The sequence below is a fragment of the Streptomyces griseocarneus genome, assembly GCF_014655595.1.
Classification (GTDB): domain Bacteria; phylum Actinomycetota; class Actinomycetes; order Streptomycetales; family Streptomycetaceae; genus Streptomyces; species Streptomyces griseocarneus.
In genome coordinates this window covers 572,976-595,769 of sequence record NZ_BNBL01000002.1, presented here as the reverse complement: position 1 = coordinate 595,769, position 22,794 = coordinate 572,976, and the positions used below count along the sequence as shown (strand labels likewise).

The window sequence follows — 22,794 nt, the reverse complement described above, 5'->3', positions numbered from 1 at the left end:
AGGTCACCGCGGGCTCGGTCCCCCTTCGGCCCGCCTTGGCGCCGGCTGCCTGACGGACGTGCCCGGGGCGGACCAGTCTGGTGCCGGACCGGGGGCGGCGAGGCAAGCGACCGCCCGCCCCGGTCCGGTCCGGCACCACGCTCATGACACGAGGGAGCCCACATGGACATCAGCAGCACCTCCGCACGCATCGGCCTCGGCGCGGCCGCCCTGGTCCTGGCAGGCGCCACCTTCGGCGGTGCCGGGGTCGCGGCAGCGGATTCTCCGAGCACGTCCGCGGCCTCCCGGGCGGCCACGTGCGAAGGGTGGAAGACGATCACACTGCCCGGCGCCAAGGTCGAGTACAAGGAATGCCACCGCACGCACGCCGGCAAGCGGCAGTCCAGCGTCTCTCTGTACGTCTGGGACAAGATCTACGCCGCGGAGCCCCGCGCCAGGGTCGTGATCGGCGCGTGGGAAGCCACGTACACGCACTTCAACCCCCATGCCCCGAACATCCCGCGCAGCCCGAAGTACGACACCGGATGGCACAACGGCAGTGACGCCAAGGTGACCCTGTCGATAAAGGTGGACTGAACCGTCCGGGGACGATGCCGGAGAGACCGCCGCTTCGCCGGAAGCGGCGGTCTCGATCGCGCGGTGGAGCGCCCGTACGGCCGGGATCGCGGCCAGGAGGACGACGACGTGGAACCACCTGTCCGACATGCCGTGATCAGACATGACAAGGCTTCCGGCGCCGTGGTTCGGGGAACGGCTCTGTGCATCAGCAATCGGGTGAGCGGCGCCGTGCTCGGCGTGATGGGAGGGGCCTGCGATGTCAGAGGTGTCAGGAGCACGGCTGCCGGTCGTGGCGGACGAGGTCCGGGAAGCTCTGGACCGTGGCCGTCCGGTGGTCGCCCTGGAGTCGACGATCATCGCGCACGGCCTGCCCCGGCCGCGGAACCTGCGGGTGGCCGAGGAGCTGGAGGAGCTCGTACGGACCGGTGGCGCCGTTCCCGCGACCATCGCGGTGCTGGACGGGCGGCCCCACATCGGCCTGGACGCGGCGCAGTTGGCGCGCGTGGCGGGCGAGGACGGCTTCCGCAAGCTGGGGCACCGGGACCTGGCACCGGCGGTGGCGGCGCGGGTGAGCGGGGCGACGACGGTGTCCGCGACCGCCTTCCTCGCCGCGCGGGCCGGCATCCGCGTCTTCGCGACGGGCGGCCTGGGCGGCGTCCACCGCGAGTGGGAACAGACCCAGGACGAGTCGGCGGACCTGCACCTGCTGGCGAAGGTGCGGATCGCGGTGGTCTGCGCCGGGGTGAAGTCGGTCCTGGACGTACCGGCGACCCTGCAGCGTCTGGAGACGCTAGGCATCGGGGTGCTGGGCTTCCGGACGACGGACTTCCCCGGCTTCTACCTCAGCAGTTCCGGTGAGCCGGTCGACTGGACGGCGGAAACGGCAACGGAGGTCGCCGACGTACTGCGTGCCCAGGACACGCTCGGCGGTCCGCCCTCGGCACTGATCGTCGCGAACCCCGTGCCCACGGCGCAGCAGCTGGACCCGGCCCTGCACGACCGGGTGCTGGGCCAAGCGCTGGAGGCGTGCGCGCGGGACGGCATCACCGGTCAGGCGGTCACGCCCTTCCTCCTCGACTACCTCGTCCGGCACACCGACGGCGCTTCCCTGGAGGCCAACGTGGCCGCGGTGCGGGGCAATGTGCGGCTGGCGGCCGGGATCGCCGCGGCGTACGCCTCATGACCGCTGTCGACGGCAGGGCGTTGCTCGTCGTCGGTGACGTGGTCACCGACGTCCTGGCCCGCCACCGCACACCGCTCGCCCCCGCGACCGACACGGCGGCCCGCATCGTCACCCTCCCGGGTGGCGCGGGTGCCAACGTGGCCTGCTGGGCCGCGCACTCCGGCGTCCAGGACGTACGCCTCCTGGCCCGGGTCGGCGCGGACGCGGCGGACCCGCACGAACGCGCACTCCGCGCGGCCGGTGTCCGGCCCCACCTCGTGGTCGACCCCGAGGCCCCCACCGGCACGGTCATCTGTCTGGTCGGCGCGGACGGCGAGCGGACGTTCCTCACCGACAGCGGCGCGGTGCTGCGCCTGTCGGCCGCCGACTGGAGTGACGGTCTCCTCGCAGGAGCCGGCCATCTGCACGTCTCCGGCTACCTCCTCTTCGCCGATACGAGCCGCGCGTCCGCCCGGCTGGCGATGGCGGCGGCCCGCGCCCGTTCCGTTCCGGTGAGCGTCGACCCGGCCTCCGCCGGCTTCATCGCCCGTTTCGGGGTGGACCGTTTCCTCACGGCCGTGGAGGGAGCGGACGTCCTGCTGCCCAACCACGACGAGGCCGCGCTCCTCACCGGACTGCCGGACCCGGCGGACGCGGCGGCCAAACTCAGCCGCCACTTTCCGCTCGTGGTCTGTACGCAGGGACCGCGAGGCGCGTTGGTGGCCGCATCCGGCACGATCGTTGCCAAGGTTCCGGCCGAGCCCGCCACCGCCGTGGACACCACCGGCGCCGGCGACGCCTTCACCGGCGCGTTCCTCGCAGCCCGCCTGGCGGGCCACGCCCCCGTCACAGCCGCACGCCACGGCTGCCGCGCCGGCGCCCGAGCAGCCGCCCACATCGGCGCCCGCCCCCAAAGCCCCTGAAGACTGGACGGGAGACACGGCCAACGGGCCGCAGTGCGCCGCACCGTTCCAGGTCCATTCCGCCAACGCCGCCAAGGAGAGCCGAACATGAGCGAGGACCACTCCGCCGCCTTCGTCAGCTACCCCACAGCGATCCTCGACGTGCTGTCGCGCACCCCTGACCGGCCCGTGCTGACCGCCGCCGACGGGCGGCGGGTCACCGCCGGGGAGCTGAGCGACAGCACGTACCGGACGGCCAGGGAACTGGCCGAACGGGGGGTCGGCCGCGGCGCCACCGTGGCCCTGCTCACCGGCAACACCCCCGAATCCCTCGTCGCACGCTATGCGGCGCACCTCGCCGGCGCCCGGGTGGTCCACCTCTACGAAGGGATGGCCCCCGCGGTGCTCGCGCGCATCGTGCGGAGCGTGGACACCACGATGCTGCTCGTCGACTCCACCCGGCACGCGGCCGCGAAGGAACTGCTGTCCCTCGTCGAGCCGCCTGCCGTGCTCGGCCTGGGGCCCGGCCCCTTCGGCGAGGACATCCTGGCGGCCTCCTCCCGGCACGAAGGGCATGTAGGGCGTGTAGGGCATGAAGGGCACGAACCGCCGGCGTTCGCGGCCGCGGTCGGACCCGGGGACGACCTCTCGATCGCGTTCACGGGCGGCACCACCGGCATCCCCAAGGGAATCCGCACGACCCACGGCCCGTACCGCCAGGGACTGGACCACCCGCTCCCCGACGCGGGCGAGCCGCCCCGCTACCTCGCCTGCACACCGCTCGCCCGGCTCTCCGGCCCCCTCACCGACAAGACCCTGTGCCAGGGCGGCTCCGCCGTCCTGAGGCTCGCCTTCGACCCCGGCGACGTCCTCGCGACGATCGAGCGGGAACGCATCACCCACATGTGGCTCCTGCCGCCCCTGCTCCACCGGCTGCTCGACCACCCCGCCCTGGCCGACACCGACCTGTCGAGCCTCACCCGGATCACCTACGGCGGCTCCCCCGCCTCCGCGACCCGCCTGCGCCAGGCCGTCGACGTCTTCGGCCCGGTCCTCTACGGCTGGTACGGCCAGACGGAGGTCCCCGCCATCGCCGAAGCCCGTCCCCACGAACACACGGTGACCGGGCGCGAAGGCCGGATCACCACCGGCCGTCCGCTGCCCTGGGTCGAGGTCGCCATCCGCGACAGCGGCGGCCGGACCCTGCCGTCAGGGGAGGAAGGGGAGATCCAGGTGCGCTCCCCCGGCGTCATGCCCGGCTACTGGAAGCGCCCCGACCTCACCGCCGAGGTCCTGCGGGACGGGTGGCTGCGCACCGGGGACATCGGCTACCTCGACGACGACGGCTACCTCTTCGTCGTCGGCCGCCTCAAGGACGTGATCATCGTGGTGGGAGGCCACGTCCACCCCACCGAGATCGAGGAGCTCCTCCTCTCCCACCCCGCCGTCGCCCGGTGCGCGGTCTTCGGCACCCAGGACGCCGACGCCGGCGAGCACGTCCACGCCGCCGTCGTCCCCCGCGACGGCCACACCCCCGACCTCGAGGGGATCCGCGCCTTCGTCACCGCCCACAAGGGCCCCATGTACGCGCCCGAGGCCCTCCACCTCCTGCCCGACATCCCTCTCACCTCGGCGGGCAAGCCGGACAAGGAACTGCTGCGCAGGACGCTGGGCGGCTGATCACCTCCTGGCCCGGCACGCCTGCGTCGTACCCCCACACCTGTACGCGGCATGACGCCCCGTCCGCACGGAAACAGCCCCATGGAATGCTGGGCGCGCGGGCGCGGCCGGTACGGCCGGGTCACAGGATGAGCAGGTGCCGGGCACAGCGCGGCCCGGCGCGGCCCGGCCGGACTTCGGAGGTGCGTGAGCAGTGGACAGCAGGCCGATCCTCGTCACCGGTGGCACCGGCACCCTTGGTCGCGCCGTCGTGGCACGGTTCCTCGCCGACGGCGTGCCGGTGCGCGTGATGAGCCGCCGGGCGCGGCGGGCGGAAGACGACCGGCCGTACGAGTGGGCGGTCTGCGACCTCGCCGACGGCACGGGCCTCGACGACGCCTTGGCGGATGTGCGGGCGGTGGTGCACTGTGCGACCAACTCCCGCAATGACGTGGCGACGACGCGGCGGCTGGTCGAGGCCGCGCGGCGGTCGGGGGTCCCGCATGTCGTCTACATCTCGATCGTCGGCATCGATCGGGTGCCTCTCCCCTACTACCGGGCGAAGCTGGAGGCGGAGCGGATCATCCGGGAGTCGGGGCTGCCCTGCAGCATTCTGCGCACCACGCAGTTCCACGACCTGGTGGCGACCGTGGTCCGCGTCCAGCGCCGGCTGCCGGTGGTGCTGACACCGCGTGGCGTGCGGTGCCAGCCCATCGAGGTGACCGAGGTCGCCGACCGTCTGGTGGAGCTGGCTCAGGGAGCACCGGCGGGACGGGTGGCCGACATGGCGGGTCCCGAGGTGCGGGACTTCCGTGACCTGGCGGAGGCCACGCTGCGTGCGGCGGGTCTGCGCCGACGCGTGGTGTCCGTGGCGCTGCCGGGAAAGATCTTCCGGAAGATGCGGGCGGGAGGCCTTCTCGCCCCGGACCGGACAGTGGGCACGCGGACGTTCGAGGAGTATCTGGCCGCCCGTGCGCGGGCCGGGCGGTCCTGAGGGCCTCCGGGGCGGCCACGGTGGCCGGTGTGCCCGGGGCGGATGCGCGGACGAGTGGACCGTCGGGGCCGCACGGGGGAACCTGTAAGCATGCGGTCGCTCCTCCGCTCACCGCCTCGGCCGGGAACGGGCGCCCTCAGCCGGCGCCTCTTCACAGTGGCGGAGTGCGTACCGTTCGTGATCGCCTTGCTGGTGGTGGGCATCGAGTTCTCGCCCGCGCACTTTCTGTACACCGGTCCTCTCCTCACGGCGACGCCGGCGCTGGCCGCGGTGACGATGGGGCCCCGGGGCACCCTTTCGGCGGCGGCTGTCGCGGTGGCCGTGAGCGTGGCCACCGCGACCCACAATGACGCCTGGGGCACCCAACAGGTCTACACCAATTTTCTCGCGCTTTTCCTGGTGTCCGTGGCCAGCATCACCACCAGTAGCGCCGTGCAGGCGCGCAGGCACAACGAGCTCGAGCAGATCCGCCGCATCGCCGCGGCGGCGCAGGAGGTCATCCTGCGGCCCGTACCCCCTCGGCTGGGGCCGGTCCGGACCGCCAGCATGTACCTCGCGGCCGAGACGGGGGCGCAGATCGGCGGCGATCTCTACGAGGCCGTGCAGACCCGGTACGGGGTCCGGATGATCGTGGGGGACGTCCGGGGCAACGGGCTGCCCGCCGTGCGCGCGGCCGCGGCCGTGCTGGGCGCGTTCCGGGAGGCCGTGCACTACGAGGACGACCTCGTGGAGGTGATCCACCACTGCGCGGCCGCGCTGCGACGGGAGTGCGCCGTACCGGGTGCGTTCGACCAGGAGACCCTGGCGGAGGCGTTCGTCACCGCCCTCGTGGCCCAGGTGCCGGACGGACCCGTGGTCGAGGTGGTCAACCGGGGTCATCCGCCTCCGCTGGTGCTGCGCCAGGGCAAGGTCCTGACCCTGATGCCCACCTCCGCGATGCCGCCCATGGGCCTGGAGGACCTCGTCATCGGCCTTCCCGACACGGCTGAGCGCTATCCGTTCGCGGCCGGCGACCGCCTGCTGCTGTACACCGACGGCGTGATCGAGGCCCGCGGCCACGACAACGGCTTCTTCCCCCTGGCCGAGGCCATGGAGCAGGTGCACGCCCGTACTCCGCAGGAGTACCTGGAACAACTGCACCAGGAGTTGGTCCGGCACACCCAGGGCCACCTGGCGGACGACGTGGCGATGCTCCTCGTCGAACGTTCCCCGTAGCCGGCCCGCCCTGGTGCTCAGGCGTACGTCATCAGGACCACCACCAGGATCAGTACGATCACGGCCGCCGCGATCAGCACCGCCCGCACCCCCCATTCCGGCTCCGGAAGGGGTGTCGCCCCGAAGGGGTCCTGGCCCGTGGTGGCGAGGCGGGCGCACCAGGGGCAGGCGTCCAGGTGGGATCCGTAGGTGTGGAGCGTGCGGGCCTTGCACGTTCGTACGCGCGGCCGTTCCTGGTCCAGGGCCAGCAGCCATTCCCGCGCGGAGGGCCGGGCCGGTGGATTGGTCACCCCCAGCCCGAAGGCGCGGTGGGCGAGGGCGAGCAGCGCGGGCGGCAGGACGCTCGGGTCGATGACACCGCGCGGGATGACCACGCGTTCGGGCCGTACGACGTAGGAGCAGCTGGCAGCGATGTTGTCCTTGACCGTGGCCTGCGAGTCGCTGTCGTGCAGCACGCCGCCGAAGGGGTGGTTGCCCCCCGTCAGGATCTGGTAGATGAGCACCGCCAGCGCGAAGTCGTCGCTCGCGCGGGTGGCCGGGCCGCCCGCCTGCCGTTCGGGGGCGGAGTAGTCGGCGGTGTGCATCAGGCAGGGGAACGCCTCGCGCGACACCGGGTCGGTGAAGGCGATGGAGTCGCAGTCGAGGAAGGTGATGAACCCGTTCCGGTCGACGACGACGTTGTTGCTGGAGAAGTCTCCGATGACGAGGTCCTCGTCGTGCATCCGGGCCGTCATGAAGGCCAGGTTCCAGCTCACCCCGAGCAGGAACTTCCAGTCGGCGCGGTCGGGGAACATGCGCAGCCGCTGGGCGCGGGAGAACAGGGCCACCAGTTGTACGTGCTCGGGTTCGCCGAACTTGCGCATGGCGTAGCCGACGAATTCCCCGCCCGGGTCGCGTGCGGGCGCGGTGGGCCAGGCGAGCTCCGGCTGCTGGGTGAAGTCCACGGGGCGGCCGCCCAGCGGCGCCATCGTCAGCATGCGGCACAGGCGTCGTTCCTGCTCGGGGCCGGGCGGCTCGTGGTAGATCTTGACGACGGATCCGGGGTGCCCCTCGACCGCGAACACGGCCGCCTGGCCACCGCTCTTGAGCGGGTTGTCGGCGAGCACGGCGCGTTCACCGCCGATGAACACGACGCGGCCGGTCATGGCCGCACCGCCCTGAGCAGCGTCTTGTCGTCTGCGTTGAAGGCCGTCAGCCGGTCGGAGCGCAGCAGTTCGGCCAGCGCCAGGTCGTCCGCGTGCGGATCGGGGCCGGGGGCGTCGAGGGAGCGCAGGACCGCCGAGGCGAAGGAGGCGTTGGCGCCGCGCGGCCGTCCGGCCGACCTGGACAGCGCGGCCTGCGTCAGCCCGTCCGTGGAGAGCAGGACGCCGTCGATCCCCTCGTCGCAGACGCATTCGGTGTGGACCCAGTGCTCGGCGTCGGGCGAGGTGAGGAAGACCGTCTCGTTGCTGTACTCGCTGACGGCGTCCGGCTGGGGAAGCAGGTGGAACAGCCGCTCTCCCCCCTCGGCCCCCGACCGGAGCACGACGAAGCCGTCACCGACGCTGAGATGCCCCAGCCAGGTGGGAGCGAGCACCACCACGGTGAGGGTTGCCGCGAAGTCGTCCGGGTCGCCGTCCGTACGGCTCACGAACTCCTCCCGTACGTCCTTGAAGGCGTCCAGCAGCAGGGCGTGCACCGCGTCGGCGCTCTGCGGCCGTACCTCGGCGCGCTGTCCGAAGTGCGAGGTGGCCAGCTGGACCGCGAACCTGGCGCCCTGGCCCGAGTGGGGACGGCTGCCGGCACCGTCCGCGACCGCCAGCACCACCACGGCGGCGTCCGGCGGCCCCACCACCGCGGAGTGCCACGCGTCCTGACAGGGGATGCCGTCCCGCCGGTGGCGGTACCCCTCGACGCTCATCCCGTGGATCCGCCACGCCGACTGCGCCGGCCCGTCGCGCCTGTCGTGGGCGTCGCGCCTGTCGTGGGCGTCGCGCCCGTCGTGCCTGTCCCGCCCGTCGTGCCTGTCCACGGCGCCCGGGCCCCGTCAGGATTCCCAGGCCGGGCGCTGGGTCTTGAACTGGCTGAATATCTTCTCGAACACCTCGTCCCCGGCGCCCTTCTGCTCGGCGGTGGCACTGGCCGACATCATCTGGAGCAGCTGGCGGAACGGGAAGCCGTTCAGCCGGGCGTTGAACTTCGGGGCGAAGGCCTGCAGCACTTCTTCGCCGCGCGGCGTGATGCCGCCCACGCCGATCGCGTACAGCCTGAAGTGCCTCGCCTGTTGCTCGGCGGCCAGCACGGGGACCACCCGCTTCCAGTTGTCGGTGAGATGTCCGGTGCCGTCGGTGGGCAGGCCGTCGGTCACCAGGCAGATCTGGGGGCGGTAGTACTGCAGCCCGGACCGCCGCAGCTCTGTCTTGCGGGCCGAGACGATCCACATGGCCAGTTCCAGGGCCTCGGTCATCAGCGTGACGCCCTCCGCGAAGAGCTGCGGGGGCCGGAAGGCGTGGGCCGGCACGAAGGGGCTGTCCGGCGACTGCGGGGGCAGCTGTCGCGATCCCTTCCAGGTGCTCACCCCCTGCTGCCCGAACGTGACGACGGCGACGTCGACGCTGTGGCTGAGGCTCACGTCGTCGTGCAGCTCCCGGGCCCATTCGCGCAGGGCCTCGTTGAGCGTCTGTATCGGGGGGCCGGACATGGAACTGGAGGTGTCCAGGCAGAGCACCAGGGGCAGGCGCTGGGCGTTGTTCTCGAACTCGATGTCTTCGTATTCGGTCCGCACTGTCCTGCTGCGGGCGCGGTCGTGGCGCATGGCTGCTCCGGAACTCATGACGGGATGGTGGGTGGTGAAGCGTGCGTGGTGGGTGCGGGTCCGCTGCCGTCGCCGCCCTCGCCTACCGTCCCGCGTCGCGCGGGAAGGCGAGGAGGACGCCGGGGCCGGGGCCGGGCCCCGCTCGCCCGTCGGCCTCGAAGACGTCGACGACCTCGCCGAGGGCGGGGGCCGGCTCGCGGGGATCCGCCCAGGCGGCCCGGCGCAGGCAGCGCCCGAGCTCGACGTAGCCCTGCGGGTGGAGTCCCGTGCGTACGGTGGCCGAACGCCGCGGACCGGACGGCACGGCGACGGGCTTGCGGCGCCGGGGGGCCACTGCCGGACGGGGCGAGGGGGCGCCGGGACGCGGGGCGGGGCCCGGACCGGTCGGGGCGGGGGCGGGCAGTGCGGTGGCGGGCGTCCAGTTCCTGCCGGAGGAGCGGACGATGAGGACGCCGAGGATCGCCAGCAGCGCCAGGAGTCCCCCGCCGGTCACGGTGAGGAGCCACCGCGAGTCGTCCGTGTCGTGTGCCTTGTTCGTGTCGCCCGGGCCGCTCGCGCCGGCCCCGTCTCCCTTGGCTTTGCCACCGTCCCTGGCGCCGATGATGATGTCGCGGTCGACCTCTCCGGCGAACTTGTCGTTGATCAGCTGCTGTCCCTTGATGTCGCCTTTGGCATCCCGGCTCATCTTGCACAGGTCCTCGCAGGGGGCGGCCCGGGAGAGGAACTTGCGGGTTTCGTCGTCCAGTTGGCTGAATACGCTGTCCCGGCCGACGAACCGGTTCCCGGCCAGTATGAGGAGCAGCGTCCCTCCGGGCCCCGTCTGTACCTTGTCCGCCACCTGCACTGTCAGCCTTGTGCGCAGAGCGTCCCTGAAGCCCTTGAGGTCCTCGTCGTTCGGCTGTTTGCCGTCCCTCAAGATGCCATCCGGCTTCACGGGCCCCTCAAGCCTCACCATGACGGGGCTTCCCGTCATGGCCCTTTCGGCCCAGCACTGCAGCGTGGCATCAGTGCACGGTGTGGACTCGGCAGCGGAAGCGTTCGTATGCGGCACTGCCGTCGTCAGCAGGCCGACGAAAAGGATCGCCAGCAATGACCGGCCCATGGCACCCCCCTCAGCCCGGGCGAAGTGCGGCAATTCTAGGGATGATTACCGGCCACCGCATGGGGATGCACAGTTTCCGCGCATATTCATTAAAGCCTGAACACCTGGTGGCACCTGGTGAACATCTGGACGGCCGCCTCGACCCACTCACCGGCGAGCACACGGAAGTCCGAGGCGGACATCCGGCAGGTCAGCGGTAGGACGCACGATCCGGCGAGACAGGGGTGCGGCCCGCGCACGTCCCAGACGGAGAGCACGGGGATCAGCTGCTCGACGTTCCAGGCGTTCGCGGCGGCCGCCCCCAGCGCCAACTGGCCCTTCGACAGGAACCGGCCGTCGGTCATAAAGGCGACGAGAAGCCTCGCCGTCGTCATGAATCTCACGGTCATCACACGCCCCACCTCTGGAAGGTCGAATTCCAGCGATATGGAGGTGGCGTCCGGGACGGAATGGAAATTGCTGTGCGCCGCCCAGTCGCTCACCATCCAGCGCCAGTGGGCGCCCACTTCGCGCTCGTCCCACGCCTGACCCGTCTCACCGTCCGCCACGGCTCACCGCCTCCACGACGCCTCCACGACCATGCCGTCGGTCAGCCCGGCATCGAGCAGGGCCTGGGCATGCGACAACAAGCAGGAGGACACGGAAGCACCGGGTGTGCCGGTCGACCCCCGCTCCGCCACCTCACCGGCACGCTCACGAATGGTCTCGGCGACCCCGGCGGGCGGCCAGGACTCCCCCGCGACCTCACCGGAACGGGCCGCGAACTCCGCCAGCAAGGCGTCGGTACCGGGGCGGTCCCCCGGCGACTTCGCCATGCACCATGCGATGAGGCTCCGCAGCCCGGCCGGTACCGCGTCCAGCCGCGGCTCCTCGTGCGCGATGCGGTAGAACAGCCCCTCCTCCGGGCCGAAGGGCGCCCGGCCGGTCGCGGCGAACACCAGCACGCCCCCGAGGGAGAAGACGTCGCTCGCCGGCCCGACCCTCGCGCCCCTCACCTGCTCGGGCGACATGAAGGGCGGCGTGCCCATGACCACGCCCGGCAGGGTGAGACCGTGCCGGCCGTCGACCAGCGAGATCCCGAAATCGATGACCCGCGGCCCGTCCTCCGCCAGCAGGATGTTCGACGGTTTGAGGTCCCGGTGCACCACATGCGCACCGTGGATCGCCTGCAGCGCCTCCACCAGGCCCGCGCCCAGCTCCCATACCTGCTCCTCCGGGAGCGGGCCGCCGGTGCGCACCGCCTCCGCGAGGGACGGGCCGGGTACGTACACGGTCGCCAGCCACGGCGGATCGCCCTGCGTGTCGGCGTCGACGACGGGAGCGGTGAAGGCACCGCCGACGGCTCGAGCGGCGTCCACCTCGCGCGCGAAGCGCTGCCGGAACGCCTCGTCGGCGGCCAGCTCCGGACGTACCACCTTCACGGCCATCGCCCGCCCGCCCGGCGAACGGCCCAGGTACACCCAGCCCATGCCCCCGGCCCCGAGCCGCCCCACGATGCGGTAGCGGCCGACCCGTCGGGGATCACCCACCGGCAACTCCACCCTCACCACCCCCCTCGCACGGCTCCGGCGGCCCGGCCGCACCGCCGTGGACACGTGGACGTGCAGAGTGTCCCGCGAATAGCCCCGTCCGGTACCTGCCCCGCGCACATCGGCGGGTGGCGTTGCAGCGTGACGGGGCGGCACGGACCACGGAGGAGACCGGGTACGGAGGAAAATCATGTGCGCCCCAGGTATTCGCTTGACAGGGTGGGTCCATGAATTCCCAGCTCAACGACGTCCCCGGCCGACGCGAGGAGGAAGAGGTGACCGCCTGGATCACCACGCCGGTCGATCCCCGGCTCCTGCGCGGCGCCCTCGACGTGGAACGCACCGAGCACGGCGTGCTGCCGCACCGGCTGCCCGCCCGGGCCCGGAAGCAGTTCCCCGACCAGTCCCTCGCCATGGTCGAGGCCCAGCCCTCCGGTGTGCGGCTGGTGTTCCGCACCCGGGCCACCGCCATCGAGCTGGACGTACTCCCCACCAAGAGGGTCTACCAGGGCGCTCCCGCCCCTGCCGACGGCGTGTACGACCTGCGCGTCGACGGCCGCCCGGCCGGGCGGGACAGTGTGGCCGGCGGCAACGTGCAGGTCATCGACATGGCCACCGGGTCCGTGGTCACCCGCCCCGGGCCGCCCGGCACCGTCCGGTTCACCGGTCTGTCCGCCGACGCGAAGGACGTCGAGATCTGGCTGCCGCATACGGAGATCACCGAGCTGATCGCCCTGCGCACCGACGCGCCGGTCGAGGCCGTGCCGGACCGCGGCCGCAGGGTGTGGCTGCACCACGGCAGTTCCATCAGCCACGGCTCCAACGCCGACAGCCCGACCGCGACCTGGCCGGCGCTCGCCGCCGACCGGGGCGGCGTGGAGCTGATCAACCTGGGGTTCGGCGGCAACGCCCTCCTCGACCCGTTCACCGCACGCGCCCTGCGCGACACCCCCGCGGACCTGATCAGCCTCAAGATCGGCATCAACCTGGTCAACACCGACCTGATGCGTCTGCGCGCCTTCGCCCCGGCGGTCCACGGCTTCCTCGACACCATCCGCGAGGGGCACCCCACCACTCCCCTGCTGGTCGTCTCCCCCGTCCTCTGCCCCATGCAAGAGGACACCCCGGGTCCCCTCGCCCCGGACTTCGATGGCTCGACCGTGCGATTCCGGCCGCTGGGCGACCCGTCGGACCGCACCCGGCTGACGCTCAACGTCATCCGGGACGAGCTCTCCCGCATCACCGCGCTACGGGCGGCCGACGACCCCAACCTGCATTACCTCGACGGCCGTTCGCTCTACGGCGAGCCCGACTTCGCCGAGCTGCCGCTGCCCGACGGGCTCCACCCGGACTCCGCCGGCCACCGCCGCATCGGTGAGCGCTTCGCCGAGCTGGCCTTCGGTGACGGCGGCCCGTTCGCCGCCGCGAACCGCTGAGCGGAGCTTCGGGGAGCGCCCCGAGGGCTCAGCGCAGCGACGTCGGCAGGGAGGCTTCCGGCGGAGCCGACGGGCCCGCGGGGCCGGTCCGCCAGGCTGCCGCCAGCTCCGCCGGGAAGCGCCGGCCGCTGCGGGTGAGCACCACGCCGGGCGCGAGTTCCACCTCGTCGCCGAGTCCGAAGCGCCGGTCCCGGTCCCGGGGCAGCCGCTCCCACGGGCCCGGGCGGCCACGGCGGTCGGCGGTGCGCATCCGGGTGCCGTACGTGCTGACGTCCCGGACCCGCAGGATGCCGTCGGTGGTGGAGACCACGACGTGTTCACGGCTGATGCGCGCCGCCACCTTCGGGGCCAGCAGGCCGTACAGGGCGATGCCGTCCGCGGGGTTGCGGCCGACCGCGGTACGGGAGCCCTCCTCCACGGTGTAGCGGGCCGCGCAGCCGCCGTCCACCATGGCCTTGAGCTGGGCCATTGCCGGGCGGGGGCCGGCATCGGCCAGCGGCCGGCCGTGCACCTCGCAGGTGGGGACACCGCGCAGCATGCGGGGCAGCAGCACGCGGCCGCTGCGCGGGTCGTAGAGGGAGCAGCGGCGCTCCGGGCAGCGCCAGAAGCGGTTGATCACGGCGGAGATCGGCTGCTGTGAGCCCTTGAGGAGTCCCTGCTTCTTGAACGCCGCGAGCTCGTCGCTCCGGGAGATCTCGGCCTCCGTGCGGACGCCCATGTCCAGCGGGACGAGCCGCACCGACCCGGACGGTCCCGCCACCGGCTTGAGGAAGCGGTCGGTGTTCCCCTGGATCCAGGGGTGTTCGCGACGGTGGCCGGTCAGGAGATCGCCGGTGACGGTCCGGGTGTGCGCGGCGCTGGTCATCTCCATCAGTTCCAGGATGCGCCGGTCGGCGTCGCCGACCTCCTCGACCAGGCCCTCCTCGACCCAGCGCCGCAGCGTCGCCGCGTCGCGCGGGTCGGTGAACTCGCGGGACCCGCCGAGCAGACTCGCGTCGGCCACGGGGTAGACGGGCACGTCGGGATCGCCGGTGAGGCGCACCAGGGCCCGCACGACGAGCCGGAACCGGTCCAGGGAGCGGGCCCCCGGGGCGCCGAGCGACCGGTCGCGCACCACGTTGGACAGGTCGACCAGATAGTCGGCCAGGTCCGCCGCGCCTGGCAGGTTGTGCTCCATCAGCCCTCCGGGCCTTCCCGTCGTTCATCAGGTTTTCGGCCACCGTGGCGCGGTGCCGCCGCTAGCATCGCACCCTCAGAACGACCGGGGAGGGATTCTCATCGAAATCTCGGGAAAGCAGGGGCACTTGAAGCCCCTGCGCACGGACGACCCGCGAGAGGTGGCGGGTTATCAGCTGCTGGCCAGGATCGGCGAGGGGGGCATGGGATCGGTGTTCCTTTCCCGCACCCGGGGGAACCAGCCGGTGGCTCTCAAGCTGATCCGCAGGGAGCTCGCGGACGAGGAGGAGTACCGCCTGCGCTTCCAGCAGGAGGCCCGCGCCGCACGACAGGTGCGCGGCTACCACGTCGTGCCCGTCGTCGACCACGACACCACCGGCGCCAGACCCTGGATCGCCGGCACCTACATCCCGGGGCTGCCGCTGAACACCGCGCTCGACGACTTCGGCCCGCTGCCCGCCCCGGCCGTCCTCCAGCTCGTCGGCTGCGTGGCGGAGGCGCTGCGTGCGGTCCACGCGGCCGGGATCATCCACCGCGACCTGAAGCCGAGCAACATCCTGCTCGGCTCCGAGGGGCCATGGGTGATCGACTTCGGCATCGCCCGAGCCGCCGACTCCACACAGCTCACCCGCAGCGGCGGCGTCGTCGGCACCCCTCAGTACATGTCCCCCGAGCAGGTCGCCGGGCTCCCCCTCACTCCGGCCGCCGATCTGTTCTCGCTGGGGCTGGTGGCGGCCGTCGCCGCCACCGGTCACCATCCGTTCGGCGAAGGGCAGGCGACCACGCTGGCCCACCGGATCGGCAACACCGCCTCCCACCCGCCCGACCTGAGCCGCTACCCCCGTGAACTGCGCCCGGTCCTGGACCGCTGCCTCGACGGCGACCCCGAACGGCGGCCGGGACCCGAGGAGTTGGCGGCGATGTGCGAGGAGGCGAGCGGCCGGAGGCTGCGCGACTTCGACGGCTGGCTTCCCGCCTCGATCGCCGCCGAGACGACCCGCCGGGAGCAGGCCCTCGGGGCGCTCCCCGAAGCTCCGCTCACCACGGAGGGCGAGTCCACGCAGACCGGGAACGGACAGCCGACGGGGAACGGACAGACGGGGTACGGGCAGTCCGGATACGGGGCTACGGCAGGACGGGACGCCCTCGGGCCCGACGGGCCGACCCAGCCGCCGCACACCGGCGGCCTTCCCGGCGGCATGTCGGCCGACGCGGGGTCGGCGACCGGCGCCACGGCAGCTCCGGGCGCACGCCGCCGCCGTACCCCGCTGCTCGCGGCGCTCGCCCTGACCGCCGTCGCCGGAGTGAGCGCGTTCGCGTACTGGTGGCCGGACGGCGACGAGGCGCCGTCTTCGGCGCGCAAGCCCGGGACGGGCGTGACCGCGCCGGTCGCACCGCCCTCCCAGAGCCCGTCCGTGAGCCGGTCCCCGACTCTCCCGCCGAGCGCCGCCGTCCTCGCCAGCCCCCCTGCGGGCGCTGCCGCCGGCACCGGAGCCGCGCCGGGCGCGCCCCTCTTCGCGGGAAGACAGCTGACGCTCCGCCCGCCGAGCAACGGCTCCCTCTTCGTCGACCTCGACACGCCGCAGAGCAGCACCGAAAACACCAAGTCGACGACCGCGGAACTGCGGTACGAGGCCGTGGACGGGGGATCCGATCTCTTCCAACGGTTTCGCTTCAGCACGACGACGGGCGTGAGCAGCGGCACCACCTACCAGGAGTGCCTGGCCGGCGCGCAGACCAACGTCCTGCCGGCGGACGTCACCAAGAAAGACCTGGTCGACCACACCACCCTCCACAAGGGCATGGTGCTCTGCACCATCACCACGGAACACAACCTGGCGATGATCGAGATCAAGGACGTCGTCGGCCAGAACGAACTGCCTTCGTTCGACACGCTGCTCACCCTCTGGAGGTATTCCGGATGAGCCAAGGCCCCCCGGGAACGAGTCCCGGGGGGCCTTGGGTGGTGTGTCGTCCGCTGAGTTCGATCAGTAAGCGGAGTTGACGTTGTCCATGGAGCCGTACTTGTCGGCCGCGTAGTTGCAGGAAGCGGTGATGTTGGCGACCGGGTCGTAGATGTCCCACGAGGTGCCCTCGACGTGATACGCCTTGAACGTCGGGTCGATGATCTGCAGCAGACCCTTCGACGGCACACCGTTCACCGCATTGACGTCCCAGTCATTGATCGCACGCGGGTTACCGGTGGACTCACGCATGATGTTGCGCTTGATGCCCTCGTACGAGGCCGGGATGCCCTTGGAGCGCAGGACGTCCAGCGACTCGCTGATCCAGCCGTCCAGGTTGTCCGTGTAGGCCTTCTTCACCGGAGCGGCCGGCTTGGCCGGGGCGGGCTTGGCGGCGGGCTTGAGGGCCTTGCGCTCGATGGAACGGCTGGCGCGCTCACGGTCGGCCTTGGCCTTCGCCTCGGCGTCCGCCTTCGCCTTCACCGCGGCCTTCGCGTCCACGCCCGCCTTCACGGCGGCGTCGTCGGCAGCCTTGGCCAGCTCGCCGTCCTGCGTCACACCGAACTCCTGAGCGCTCAGCGCCACCGGCGCCACACCCGCACTGTGAGCGTCCGCGGCGGAAGCCTGCGGGACCAGGGCGAAGGTCAGAGCGGCGGCACCAGCAGCGGTCACGAGACCAGCGGCGGAGAACTTGTGGGCCTTGGACAGAGCGGTATAGCCGGAGACGGTGGAACGCATGAGGATCTGAAACCCTTCCGATCGCTTACGTCGCAGTGGCCGTCGTTGGCGCAAAGAAAGAGCGCCGTTTCTCGGTCGACGGCGCCGTGCGACTCCGCAATTGTTAGCGGCGCGAAAACCCGCTGGCAAAGGTGTGACCTACGGCGAAACGCCGTACCCCCACACCCCCGACACGAGATCAAATGCCGGAATCCGGCCACGAATCGGGTACGGCCCTCTTTCGTATGTGACCCACGCCCCATGAGCGGCCTCACAACCCGAGCCGGGTTCGCGCACTCCACGTGAGCAAGCGGGCACCACCCGGCGCGGAGGTCGGGAGGCAGACGCTAGAATGAGATGTTTGTTCGATTCCTAGGGGTGGGGACCAGAGTGAGAGCGGAACTGAGGGACGTCGCGAGCGAGCTGGCCGGCGTGCTGTGGCAGCGGCACACGATCTACCGGGACCGAGCCGGTCAGGTGGTCATCCGAGGCGAGCACGTACAGCGCTGGATCAGCCTCGCTTCCACGGGCGGCAGCGACGAGGCCCTTCTCCGGGCGGGACGGATCCTCGACGGCGGCACCACCGCCCCGGCGCGCGCGGAAGCCGTGGTCTCCCTCTCCGCCGGCACGGCCGCCCTGGCCGCGGTCTGCCGCCGGCTGCTCGCCGAGACCACCGACGACGCCACCGCTCCGGCGACGCGGACGCCCCGCGCGCCTCGGGGCCGGCGTCGGGCGCGGTCGGGGTCGCGCCGCGATGGGCACAGCGGCCCCCACACCGGGCTCACCTCGTGGATCGTGATCGTGTGCACGGCCGGATTCCTCGGCCTCTGCCTCTACAGCGCGTGGGCGAACGGCAGCTGAGCGCGGCGGCCCGACAGCCGCTTCGGCTTGTCGGCCCGCCGCGCTCCCAGCGGTGTCTCGTCGGTCAGCAGGCGTCGACCCAGTCGTGCGAGGAGATGTTGTCGTTCACCTTCTCGCCCTGTCCTCGGCCGGGGGCGGTGAACACGGTCCCCGCCGCGTTGAGGTCGGGAATCGACTCGCCCTGGTGGAGACAGACCCACGAGCCGGTCATGGCCAGGCCCCAGTGGAGCCGGACGTCCTTGAGGCGGCCGGGGAATCCGTTGTTCCACACGTCGGAGACCTTGTTCCGGCATCCTGCCCAGTTGGCGTTCTCCTTGTTCCAGCGGCAGTGGGCGCCGCCGGCGTGGTGGTGCTCCCAGGCGTAGAGGAAGCCGTCCGGCTCGGCGGCCCGGGCCGGGGCGGTGTGCGGCTGGGTGGTCGCGGCGGCCGTGGGTGCGGCCGCCTGGGCCCCGGCCGGAACCAGGGTGGTCACGATCGCGGCCGCCAGTCCGGCCAGCAGGGTGCGCGTACGAATCTTGTGCATGGTCCTTCGCTTTCTGTCACGGCCGTGCGGCCTGGTGCCGCACGGCGTCCGTCTCCCGCTCCGGCGGTCTCACCGGCGGGGGGCTTGTCGGTCCGGCCGAGTCGTCAGCGCTCACCAAGGGCGTCGATCACTGCGCGCGCCCGTGGCAGCGCCTGGGCCTCCAGGCGGACCTTCAGATCGATGTCGCGGCGGTACTGGCGGCGCAGCGCCGTTCCGTAGTGCTCGTCGAGGCGCCGGGCGAGGCCGGCGAGGCCGGACCGCCTCGCGCACCGAGCCTCTGCCAGGGCGAGTGCGGTCTCCTGCTCCCGCGGCATGGGGTCGGTGGTGGAGAGGGCGGCGGCACGGGTCCGGTCCGGGCTGGTGTACGGATGGCCGGCACGGCGCATGCAGTGCGCCCACGCGGTGAGGCCGTCGGTGTAGCGGGGGTCGGCCATGACCCGGGCCCTGCGCAGGGAGTCCAGGGTCCGTACGGTGTTCGAGTGCTGGAACCAGGCCCTCAGGTCGCCGTACAGCCGGCGCTGCGCGGTCGAGACGCATCCGCGGTCGCTGCGCTGCACCACGCCGCCGGTGGGAAGGGTGGCGCGCACCCCGTCGGGGCTGGGGCCGTTGGCGGTGACGAGGGCCTGGGCCCGGCGCCTCGGGGGCAGCGACAGGAAGTACCGGCGGTTGGGGTCGTGCCGGGCCAGTTCCCGCAGATGCTGCCGTGCGTCGCGGCCGTAGCCGTCCGCTTTCGCCCGGACCGGATCGTCGAGCACGTAGAGAACGGACTCATAGGGAAAGGAACGGTCGCCCGTGGGTGAAGCCTCGCTGGGCACCGGGTGGTAGTCGAAGCCCGCGCGGCGCATGCAGGACCGCAGGAGCAGCTGCTCCGCGTCGTGCAGCAGCCGCTGGACCTGTGCGGTGGGGGCACCGCGCGGGGCCCCCGCGCCCCTCGGCTCGTGGCCGGGGTGCGGCCATCGGGCCCACCACGCCGCCGTCACCAAAAGCGCGACCGCGGCACCGGCGGACAGGAAGGTCAAGGTCCGCGTGCGGGACCGTACGAACAGCATGTCGGCTCCAGAAGGCCGTCGTGGCGGTTCGGCAGGGTGCGGGCCGGCCTTCCGGCCGGGAGAGGCAGGGGGCCGGCCCGCGTCGCCGGTCCCGGTGCGCGGCGTCGTACCGACGGCCGCGCACCGGGGCCCGGATCCTGCCGGCGGGTCAGCCAGTGATGTTGACCGGGCGGTAGGCGTGGTATCCGTCGCGGCCGTTCACTCCGTAGGAGTGCTGCTTCCACCGCGTGCCGGCGCCGCCGCCGGCCTGCTCGTAGGACTTGTACGCGGTGTGGGCGGTGTTGGCCCAGCCGTCGAAGATGACGACGTGGCGGAAGTTGGCGCTGTCGCTGTCGGCCTTGATGACGAGATCGCCGGGGGCGAGCTGGTTCATGGCGATCGGACGGGTGTAGCGGCTGCTCTTGAGCTTGACCGTGTTGGGGCCGGGAGCCCCCAGGCGCAGGGCCATGGAGGCGTAGCCGGAGCAGTCCTGCCGGTAGCCGTCCTTCCAGTGCTTGACCTGGCTGTACGGGACGGGGCGGCCGTTGTTGGCGGTCAGCCAGGTCTTCGCCCGCTCCAGTACTTGGGCGCGGCTGATGCCGGGCGCCGCGACCGGGGTGTCCGGGGCGGGGTTGGCGGCGGCGTGGGCGGCGACCGTCGGCACGGTGGACTGAGCCGCGGGTGCCGAGGGAGCCGACAGAGCCGTGGAACCCGCGCACACCAGGGCGGTCAGCGCTGCCATTTTGCATCGCTTGATCACGGTGGCGGACAGGGGGTTGGGCATGACGGACATGGGTGTCTCCCGTGTGGGTGAAGGGTGATGCGGCGATCGGCGCGCCAGAACGCTGTGCGCCTCGTCGCGGGGATCGGCTCGGGGCCGCGGTGTTGTGGCGTCACACGCTCGTGTCGCCACGCCGTCGGCGCAGCGGTGGACCGGTTGCTCCCGGTCCGGCTGCCGAGCCGGTGATCCGAGTCTGTGGCGACGCGTCACCCACCACAAGAATGTCCCGTTTGCTTCGGCAAGGTCGGGATCCCTAGGGTTCTGACCTGCTGGGACGTGCTCATCCCGGGATGGGAGAACCTGTTGGGACGGGCATCGTCGGATGTGAGGACGGGAGACGCCATGGCCGGCGGTGACAGGCGTGACAGCAATCCGGCACGGCAACTGGGAAACGCGTTACGTGCTTTGCAGCGGCGGTCCGGCCGCACGCTGCGCTCCCTGGAGGACGACGTACCGACCAGTGACTCGTCGCTCTCCCGGTACTTCTGCGGGAGCACGGTCCCGCCCTGGGGCACGGTCCGTGCCCTGTGCCAGGTGCTGGGCGCCGACCCCATGGAGTACCGGACCCTGTGGGAAGCGGCCAACCGCAGCCAGGCCAGGCCGTTCGAGGACGCTGGGCAGGCTGAAGGGCCGGCTGAAGGACCGGCTGCCGGGCCGTCTGATGGACCGGCGGTGGAAGCAGTCGGCGAACCGGCCGACAAGTCGGCCGATGACCCGGCGGACGACTCGGCGGACGACTCGGCTGAGGTCCCGGCCCCTCAAGTCCGCCGTCGGCGCGGCTCAGTACGTACGCGGCTGCGCGGCCGCTGGGCGTACGCCGCCGCGGGAACCGTCGCGGGCTTCCTGCTCGGCGCCGCGCTCACGTCGCTCACCCTGCGGCCGGAGCCGGCATCCACGCTCGGCTCGCGCACCACACAGGCGGCCGGCAAGGAGGGGCACGCGCCGCAGCACGCGGTGAAGCTGTCGGACGACGTACGGATCTTCGTCAGCCGGACCACCGGGCGCTGTCTGGACGACAGCATCGACAAGAAACTGCGTTCCTACGACTGCAACGGCATGAGCTACCAGCGGTGGACGGTTCATCCCTTCCCGGACGGGACGCGGCAGCTGAGGAATCACGCCACGGGCGCGTGTCTGGCCGACGGCGACGCGGGGCTGCGAGCGGTGCCCTGCTCGACGGACGCCTCCGCCGCGCAGACGTGGACGGTGACCACGTGGCCGGACCAGGCGGTGGAGCTCAAGAGCAAGGCGACGGGGGCATGTCTGGACGACGACGGTGATGCCGGGCTGCGCGCCCTCCCCTGTGACCGCTCCCGTCACCAGCAGTGGGGCTGACGCGCGTTCCGGCCTCGGTCAGGCCGCTCCCCCGCCGCCCCGCACCTCGGGGCGGCCGTTCGTGAAGGCGAGGTCGGCGACGTACATGGCCCGGGGTGAACCGGGGGCGCGCCTGCCGTGGAAGACGATGCGGTCACGGCCGTCCGGGCCGGTGACGACGTCCTGGCCGCCGGGGCTGCGGATCGTGCCGGCGAAGGACCTGGTGCTCATCAGCGGAGCGTCGGCCTTCGTGTACGGGCCGGTGAGGCCGCTCGCCACGGCGTAGCCCGTCTTGTAGGCGTCCTCGCCGTAGAAGTCGGCGGAGTAGAACAGCACGTAGTGCCCGCCGCGCTTGACGAGGGTGGGTGCCTCGACGACCTTGCCCTCCCAGGTCCGGTCCTGCTTGATCAGCCGGATGGCCTGGCCCGTGGTGCGGGTTCCGTCCCGGGAGACGGGCTGGAGGTGGAGCCAGGTGTCCATTTCGCAGCAGTTGCCGTCGTTCTTCCAGAGCATGTAGCGATGGCCGTTCTCCGTATAACTGGAGGCGTCGATGGCTCCGCCCTGTGCCACCGGGCAGACCAGAGGGCCGTCGCCGACCGGCCGGAACGGGCCGTCGGGCGAGGACGAGAGGGCGACGCCGATGCACTGCTTGCCGCCGGCCCGGTCCAGCGCGGTGTAGTGCATGGTGAAGCCGGGGCCGTTGTCGTACACCTCCGGAGCCCACACCTTCCTGCGGTCCGGCACCGCCCAGGCCCCGAGGGCGGGCAGCGCGTCGGCTCCCGCGACCGTCCAGTGGACCAGGTCGCGCGAGGTGGCGTGCTGGATGTTCTTCCCGTCGCCGTTGGTCGCGTAGGCGTGGTAGGTGCCGCCCACCTTCACGATGTCGGGATCCGCGAATTCCCGGTCGATGACAGGGCCGCTCACGGCGGCGCCGGCCGGGGGCGCGGCGTGGCAGACGACGGCCGTCAGGGCGGCGAGGAGAACGAGGAGGCGTGTGGGCCAGTGCGTGGCGGCGTGGTGGAGCACGGGATCCTTCCTTCGGCTTGCCCGCTCGGTCGAGCGCTTCTTCAGCGCGAGTG

Annotated in this window: 22 protein-coding genes; 10 read left to right on the top strand and 12 right to left on the bottom strand. The window is 72.1% G+C overall.

The annotated features are described in order from the left end of the window. Positions 1-162: 162 nt before the first annotated feature. From IE295_RS08550 to IE295_RS08525, 6 genes are all read left to right on the top strand, one after another. Positions 163-576, top strand: coding sequence for a hypothetical protein (locus IE295_RS08550; protein WP_190062899.1), 414 nt, complete (start codon positions 163-165; stop codon positions 574-576). A gap of 238 nt (positions 577-814) precedes the next feature. Beyond that, positions 815-1,741 (top strand): pseudouridine-5'-phosphate glycosidase, encoded by a 927-nt coding sequence (locus IE295_RS08545; RefSeq protein ID WP_190062898.1) that lies wholly within the window; start codon positions 815-817, stop codon positions 1,739-1,741. Next, positions 1,738-2,643 carry a carbohydrate kinase family protein gene (locus IE295_RS08540; protein WP_190062897.1) on the top strand — a complete coding sequence of 302 codons (906 nt, stop codon included), beginning with the start codon at positions 1,738-1,740 and terminating at the stop codon, positions 2,641-2,643. The genes IE295_RS08545 and IE295_RS08540 overlap by 4 nt, the downstream gene beginning before the upstream one ends. An 87-nt stretch (positions 2,644-2,730) precedes the next feature. Further along, positions 2,731-4,302 carry an AMP-binding protein gene (locus IE295_RS08535; RefSeq protein WP_190062896.1) on the top strand — a complete coding sequence of 524 codons (1,572 nt, stop codon included), beginning with the start codon at positions 2,731-2,733 and terminating at the stop codon, positions 4,300-4,302. Positions 4,303-4,495: 193 nt separating this feature from the next. After that, positions 4,496-5,275: an SDR family oxidoreductase gene (locus tag IE295_RS08530; protein ID WP_190062895.1), complete on the top strand. Its 780-nt coding sequence runs from the start codon at positions 4,496-4,498 to the stop codon at positions 5,273-5,275. Between the two features lie 177 nt (positions 5,276-5,452). After that, positions 5,453-6,490, top strand: a complete 1,038-nt coding sequence (locus tag IE295_RS08525) for a PP2C family protein-serine/threonine phosphatase (RefSeq protein ID WP_308013222.1) — start codon at positions 5,453-5,455, stop codon at positions 6,488-6,490. Positions 6,491-6,507: 17 nt separating this feature from the next. Here the strand turns inward: IE295_RS08525 and IE295_RS08520 are convergent, their stop codons facing one another. The 6 genes from IE295_RS08520 to IE295_RS33370 all read right to left on the bottom strand — a co-directional run bounded on the left by IE295_RS08520 (position 6,508) and on the right by IE295_RS33370 (position 11,915). Beyond that, positions 6,508-7,635 (bottom strand): hypothetical protein, encoded by a 1,128-nt coding sequence (locus IE295_RS08520; RefSeq protein ID WP_190062893.1) that lies wholly within the window; start codon positions 7,633-7,635, stop codon positions 6,508-6,510. Beyond that, on the bottom strand, positions 7,632-8,501 hold the full coding sequence (locus IE295_RS08515; RefSeq protein ID WP_224323629.1) for a PP2C family serine/threonine-protein phosphatase: 870 nt from the start codon (positions 8,499-8,501) through the stop codon (positions 7,632-7,634). The genes IE295_RS08520 and IE295_RS08515 overlap by 4 nt, the downstream gene beginning before the upstream one ends. Positions 8,502-8,516: 15 nt before the next feature. Next, the gene (locus IE295_RS08510; protein ID WP_224323628.1) at positions 8,517-9,302 is read right to left on the bottom strand and encodes a vWA domain-containing protein; all 786 of its coding nucleotides are present in this window, start codon (positions 9,300-9,302) and stop codon (positions 8,517-8,519) included. Between the two features lie 64 nt (positions 9,303-9,366). Then, entirely contained in the window at positions 9,367-10,200 is an 834-nt protein-coding gene (locus IE295_RS08505; protein ID WP_190062892.1) for a hypothetical protein, read from the bottom strand. A 275-nt stretch (positions 10,201-10,475) separates the two neighbouring features. Beyond that, positions 10,476-10,934, bottom strand: coding sequence for a hypothetical protein (locus tag IE295_RS08500; RefSeq protein ID WP_224323627.1), 459 nt, complete (start codon positions 10,932-10,934; stop codon positions 10,476-10,478). A gap of 3 nt (positions 10,935-10,937) precedes the next feature. After that, the gene (locus tag IE295_RS33370; RefSeq protein WP_308013221.1) at positions 10,938-11,915 is read right to left on the bottom strand and encodes a serine/threonine-protein kinase; all 978 of its coding nucleotides are present in this window, start codon (positions 11,913-11,915) and stop codon (positions 10,938-10,940) included. Positions 11,916-12,142: 227 nt separating this feature from the next. Here IE295_RS33370 and IE295_RS08490 point away from each other — a divergent pair, with 227 nt between their 5' ends. After that, complete coding sequence (locus IE295_RS08490; protein WP_190062890.1) at positions 12,143-13,351, top strand: GDSL-type esterase/lipase family protein; 1,209 nt, start codon at positions 12,143-12,145, stop codon at positions 13,349-13,351. 28 nt (positions 13,352-13,379) lie between these two features. On the opposite strand, the gene IE295_RS08485 is transcribed toward IE295_RS08490, so the two are convergent. After that, positions 13,380-14,528, bottom strand: coding sequence for an FHA domain-containing protein (locus IE295_RS08485; protein ID WP_190062889.1), 1,149 nt, complete (start codon positions 14,526-14,528; stop codon positions 13,380-13,382). Positions 14,529-14,655: 127 nt separating this feature from the next. Between IE295_RS08485 and IE295_RS08480 the strand changes: the two genes are divergently transcribed. Beyond that, on the top strand, positions 14,656-16,452 hold the full coding sequence (locus tag IE295_RS08480; RefSeq protein ID WP_224323626.1) for a serine/threonine-protein kinase: 1,797 nt from the start codon (positions 14,656-14,658) through the stop codon (positions 16,450-16,452). Between the two features lie 63 nt (positions 16,453-16,515). On the opposite strand, the gene IE295_RS08475 is transcribed toward IE295_RS08480, so the two are convergent. After that, positions 16,516-17,229 carry a transglycosylase SLT domain-containing protein gene (locus IE295_RS08475; RefSeq protein ID WP_190062888.1) on the bottom strand — a complete coding sequence of 238 codons (714 nt, stop codon included), beginning with the start codon at positions 17,227-17,229 and terminating at the stop codon, positions 16,516-16,518. Between the two features lie 369 nt (positions 17,230-17,598). Here IE295_RS08475 and IE295_RS08470 point away from each other — a divergent pair, with 369 nt between their 5' ends. Next, positions 17,599-18,069, top strand: a complete 471-nt coding sequence (locus tag IE295_RS08470) for a hypothetical protein (protein WP_190062887.1) — start codon at positions 17,599-17,601, stop codon at positions 18,067-18,069. A 64-nt stretch (positions 18,070-18,133) separates the two neighbouring features. On the opposite strand, the gene IE295_RS08465 is transcribed toward IE295_RS08470, so the two are convergent. The 3 genes from IE295_RS08465 to IE295_RS08455 form a co-directional block, all read right to left on the bottom strand. Next, positions 18,134-18,592, bottom strand: a complete 459-nt coding sequence (locus IE295_RS08465) for a hypothetical protein (RefSeq protein ID WP_190062886.1) — start codon at positions 18,590-18,592, stop codon at positions 18,134-18,136. A gap of 104 nt (positions 18,593-18,696) precedes the next feature. Then, positions 18,697-19,641, bottom strand: a complete 945-nt coding sequence (locus IE295_RS08460) for a hypothetical protein (protein WP_190062885.1) — start codon at positions 19,639-19,641, stop codon at positions 18,697-18,699. Between the two features lie 148 nt (positions 19,642-19,789). Next, on the bottom strand, positions 19,790-20,413 hold the full coding sequence (locus IE295_RS08455; RefSeq protein WP_190062884.1) for a hypothetical protein: 624 nt from the start codon (positions 20,411-20,413) through the stop codon (positions 19,790-19,792). Positions 20,414-20,743: 330 nt separating this feature from the next. Between IE295_RS08455 and IE295_RS08450 the strand changes: the two genes are divergently transcribed. Next, positions 20,744-21,736, top strand: a complete 993-nt coding sequence (locus IE295_RS08450; RefSeq protein WP_190062883.1) for a helix-turn-helix domain-containing protein — start codon at positions 20,744-20,746, stop codon at positions 21,734-21,736. 18 nt (positions 21,737-21,754) lie between these two features. Here IE295_RS08450 and IE295_RS08445 read toward each other — a convergent pair whose 3' ends face one another. Next, positions 21,755-22,741 carry a glycoside hydrolase family 43 protein gene (locus tag IE295_RS08445; RefSeq protein ID WP_224323618.1) on the bottom strand — a complete coding sequence of 329 codons (987 nt, stop codon included), beginning with the start codon at positions 22,739-22,741 and terminating at the stop codon, positions 21,755-21,757. Between the last annotated feature and the right edge of the window lie 53 nt (positions 22,742-22,794).

What these genes read in the sequence shown, in the direction of transcription:
- IE295_RS08550 (WP_190062899.1), top strand. Translation starts at nt 163, where the DNA reads ATGGACATCAGCAGCACCTCCGCACGCATCGGCCTCGGCGCGGCCGCC.
- IE295_RS08545 (WP_190062898.1), top strand. Translation starts at nt 815, where the DNA reads ATGTCAGAGGTGTCAGGAGCACGGCTGCCGGTCGTGGCGGACGAGGTC.
- IE295_RS08540 (WP_190062897.1), top strand. Translation starts at nt 1,738, where the DNA reads ATGACCGCTGTCGACGGCAGGGCGTTGCTCGTCGTCGGTGACGTGGTC.
- IE295_RS08535 (WP_190062896.1), top strand. Translation starts at nt 2,731, where the DNA reads ATGAGCGAGGACCACTCCGCCGCCTTCGTCAGCTACCCCACAGCGATC.
- IE295_RS08520 (WP_190062893.1), bottom strand. Translation starts at nt 7,635, where the DNA reads ATGACCGGCCGCGTCGTGTTCATCGGCGGTGAACGCGCCGTGCTCGCC.
- IE295_RS08510 (WP_224323628.1), bottom strand. Translation starts at nt 9,302, where the DNA reads ATGAGTTCCGGAGCAGCCATGCGCCACGACCGCGCCCGCAGCAGGACA.
- IE295_RS08490 (WP_190062890.1), top strand. Translation starts at nt 12,143, where the DNA reads ATGAATTCCCAGCTCAACGACGTCCCCGGCCGACGCGAGGAGGAAGAG.
- IE295_RS08485 (WP_190062889.1), bottom strand. Translation starts at nt 14,528, where the DNA reads ATGGAGCACAACCTGCCAGGCGCGGCGGACCTGGCCGACTATCTGGTC.
- IE295_RS08475 (WP_190062888.1), bottom strand. Translation starts at nt 17,229, where the DNA reads ATGCGTTCCACCGTCTCCGGCTATACCGCTCTGTCCAAGGCCCACAAG.
- IE295_RS08465 (WP_190062886.1), bottom strand. Translation starts at nt 18,592, where the DNA reads ATGCACAAGATTCGTACGCGCACCCTGCTGGCCGGACTGGCGGCCGCG.
- IE295_RS08460 (WP_190062885.1), bottom strand. Translation starts at nt 19,641, where the DNA reads ATGCTGTTCGTACGGTCCCGCACGCGGACCTTGACCTTCCTGTCCGCC.
- IE295_RS08455 (WP_190062884.1), bottom strand. Translation starts at nt 20,413, where the DNA reads ATGTCCGTCATGCCCAACCCCCTGTCCGCCACCGTGATCAAGCGATGC.
- IE295_RS08450 (WP_190062883.1), top strand. Translation starts at nt 20,744, where the DNA reads ATGGCCGGCGGTGACAGGCGTGACAGCAATCCGGCACGGCAACTGGGA.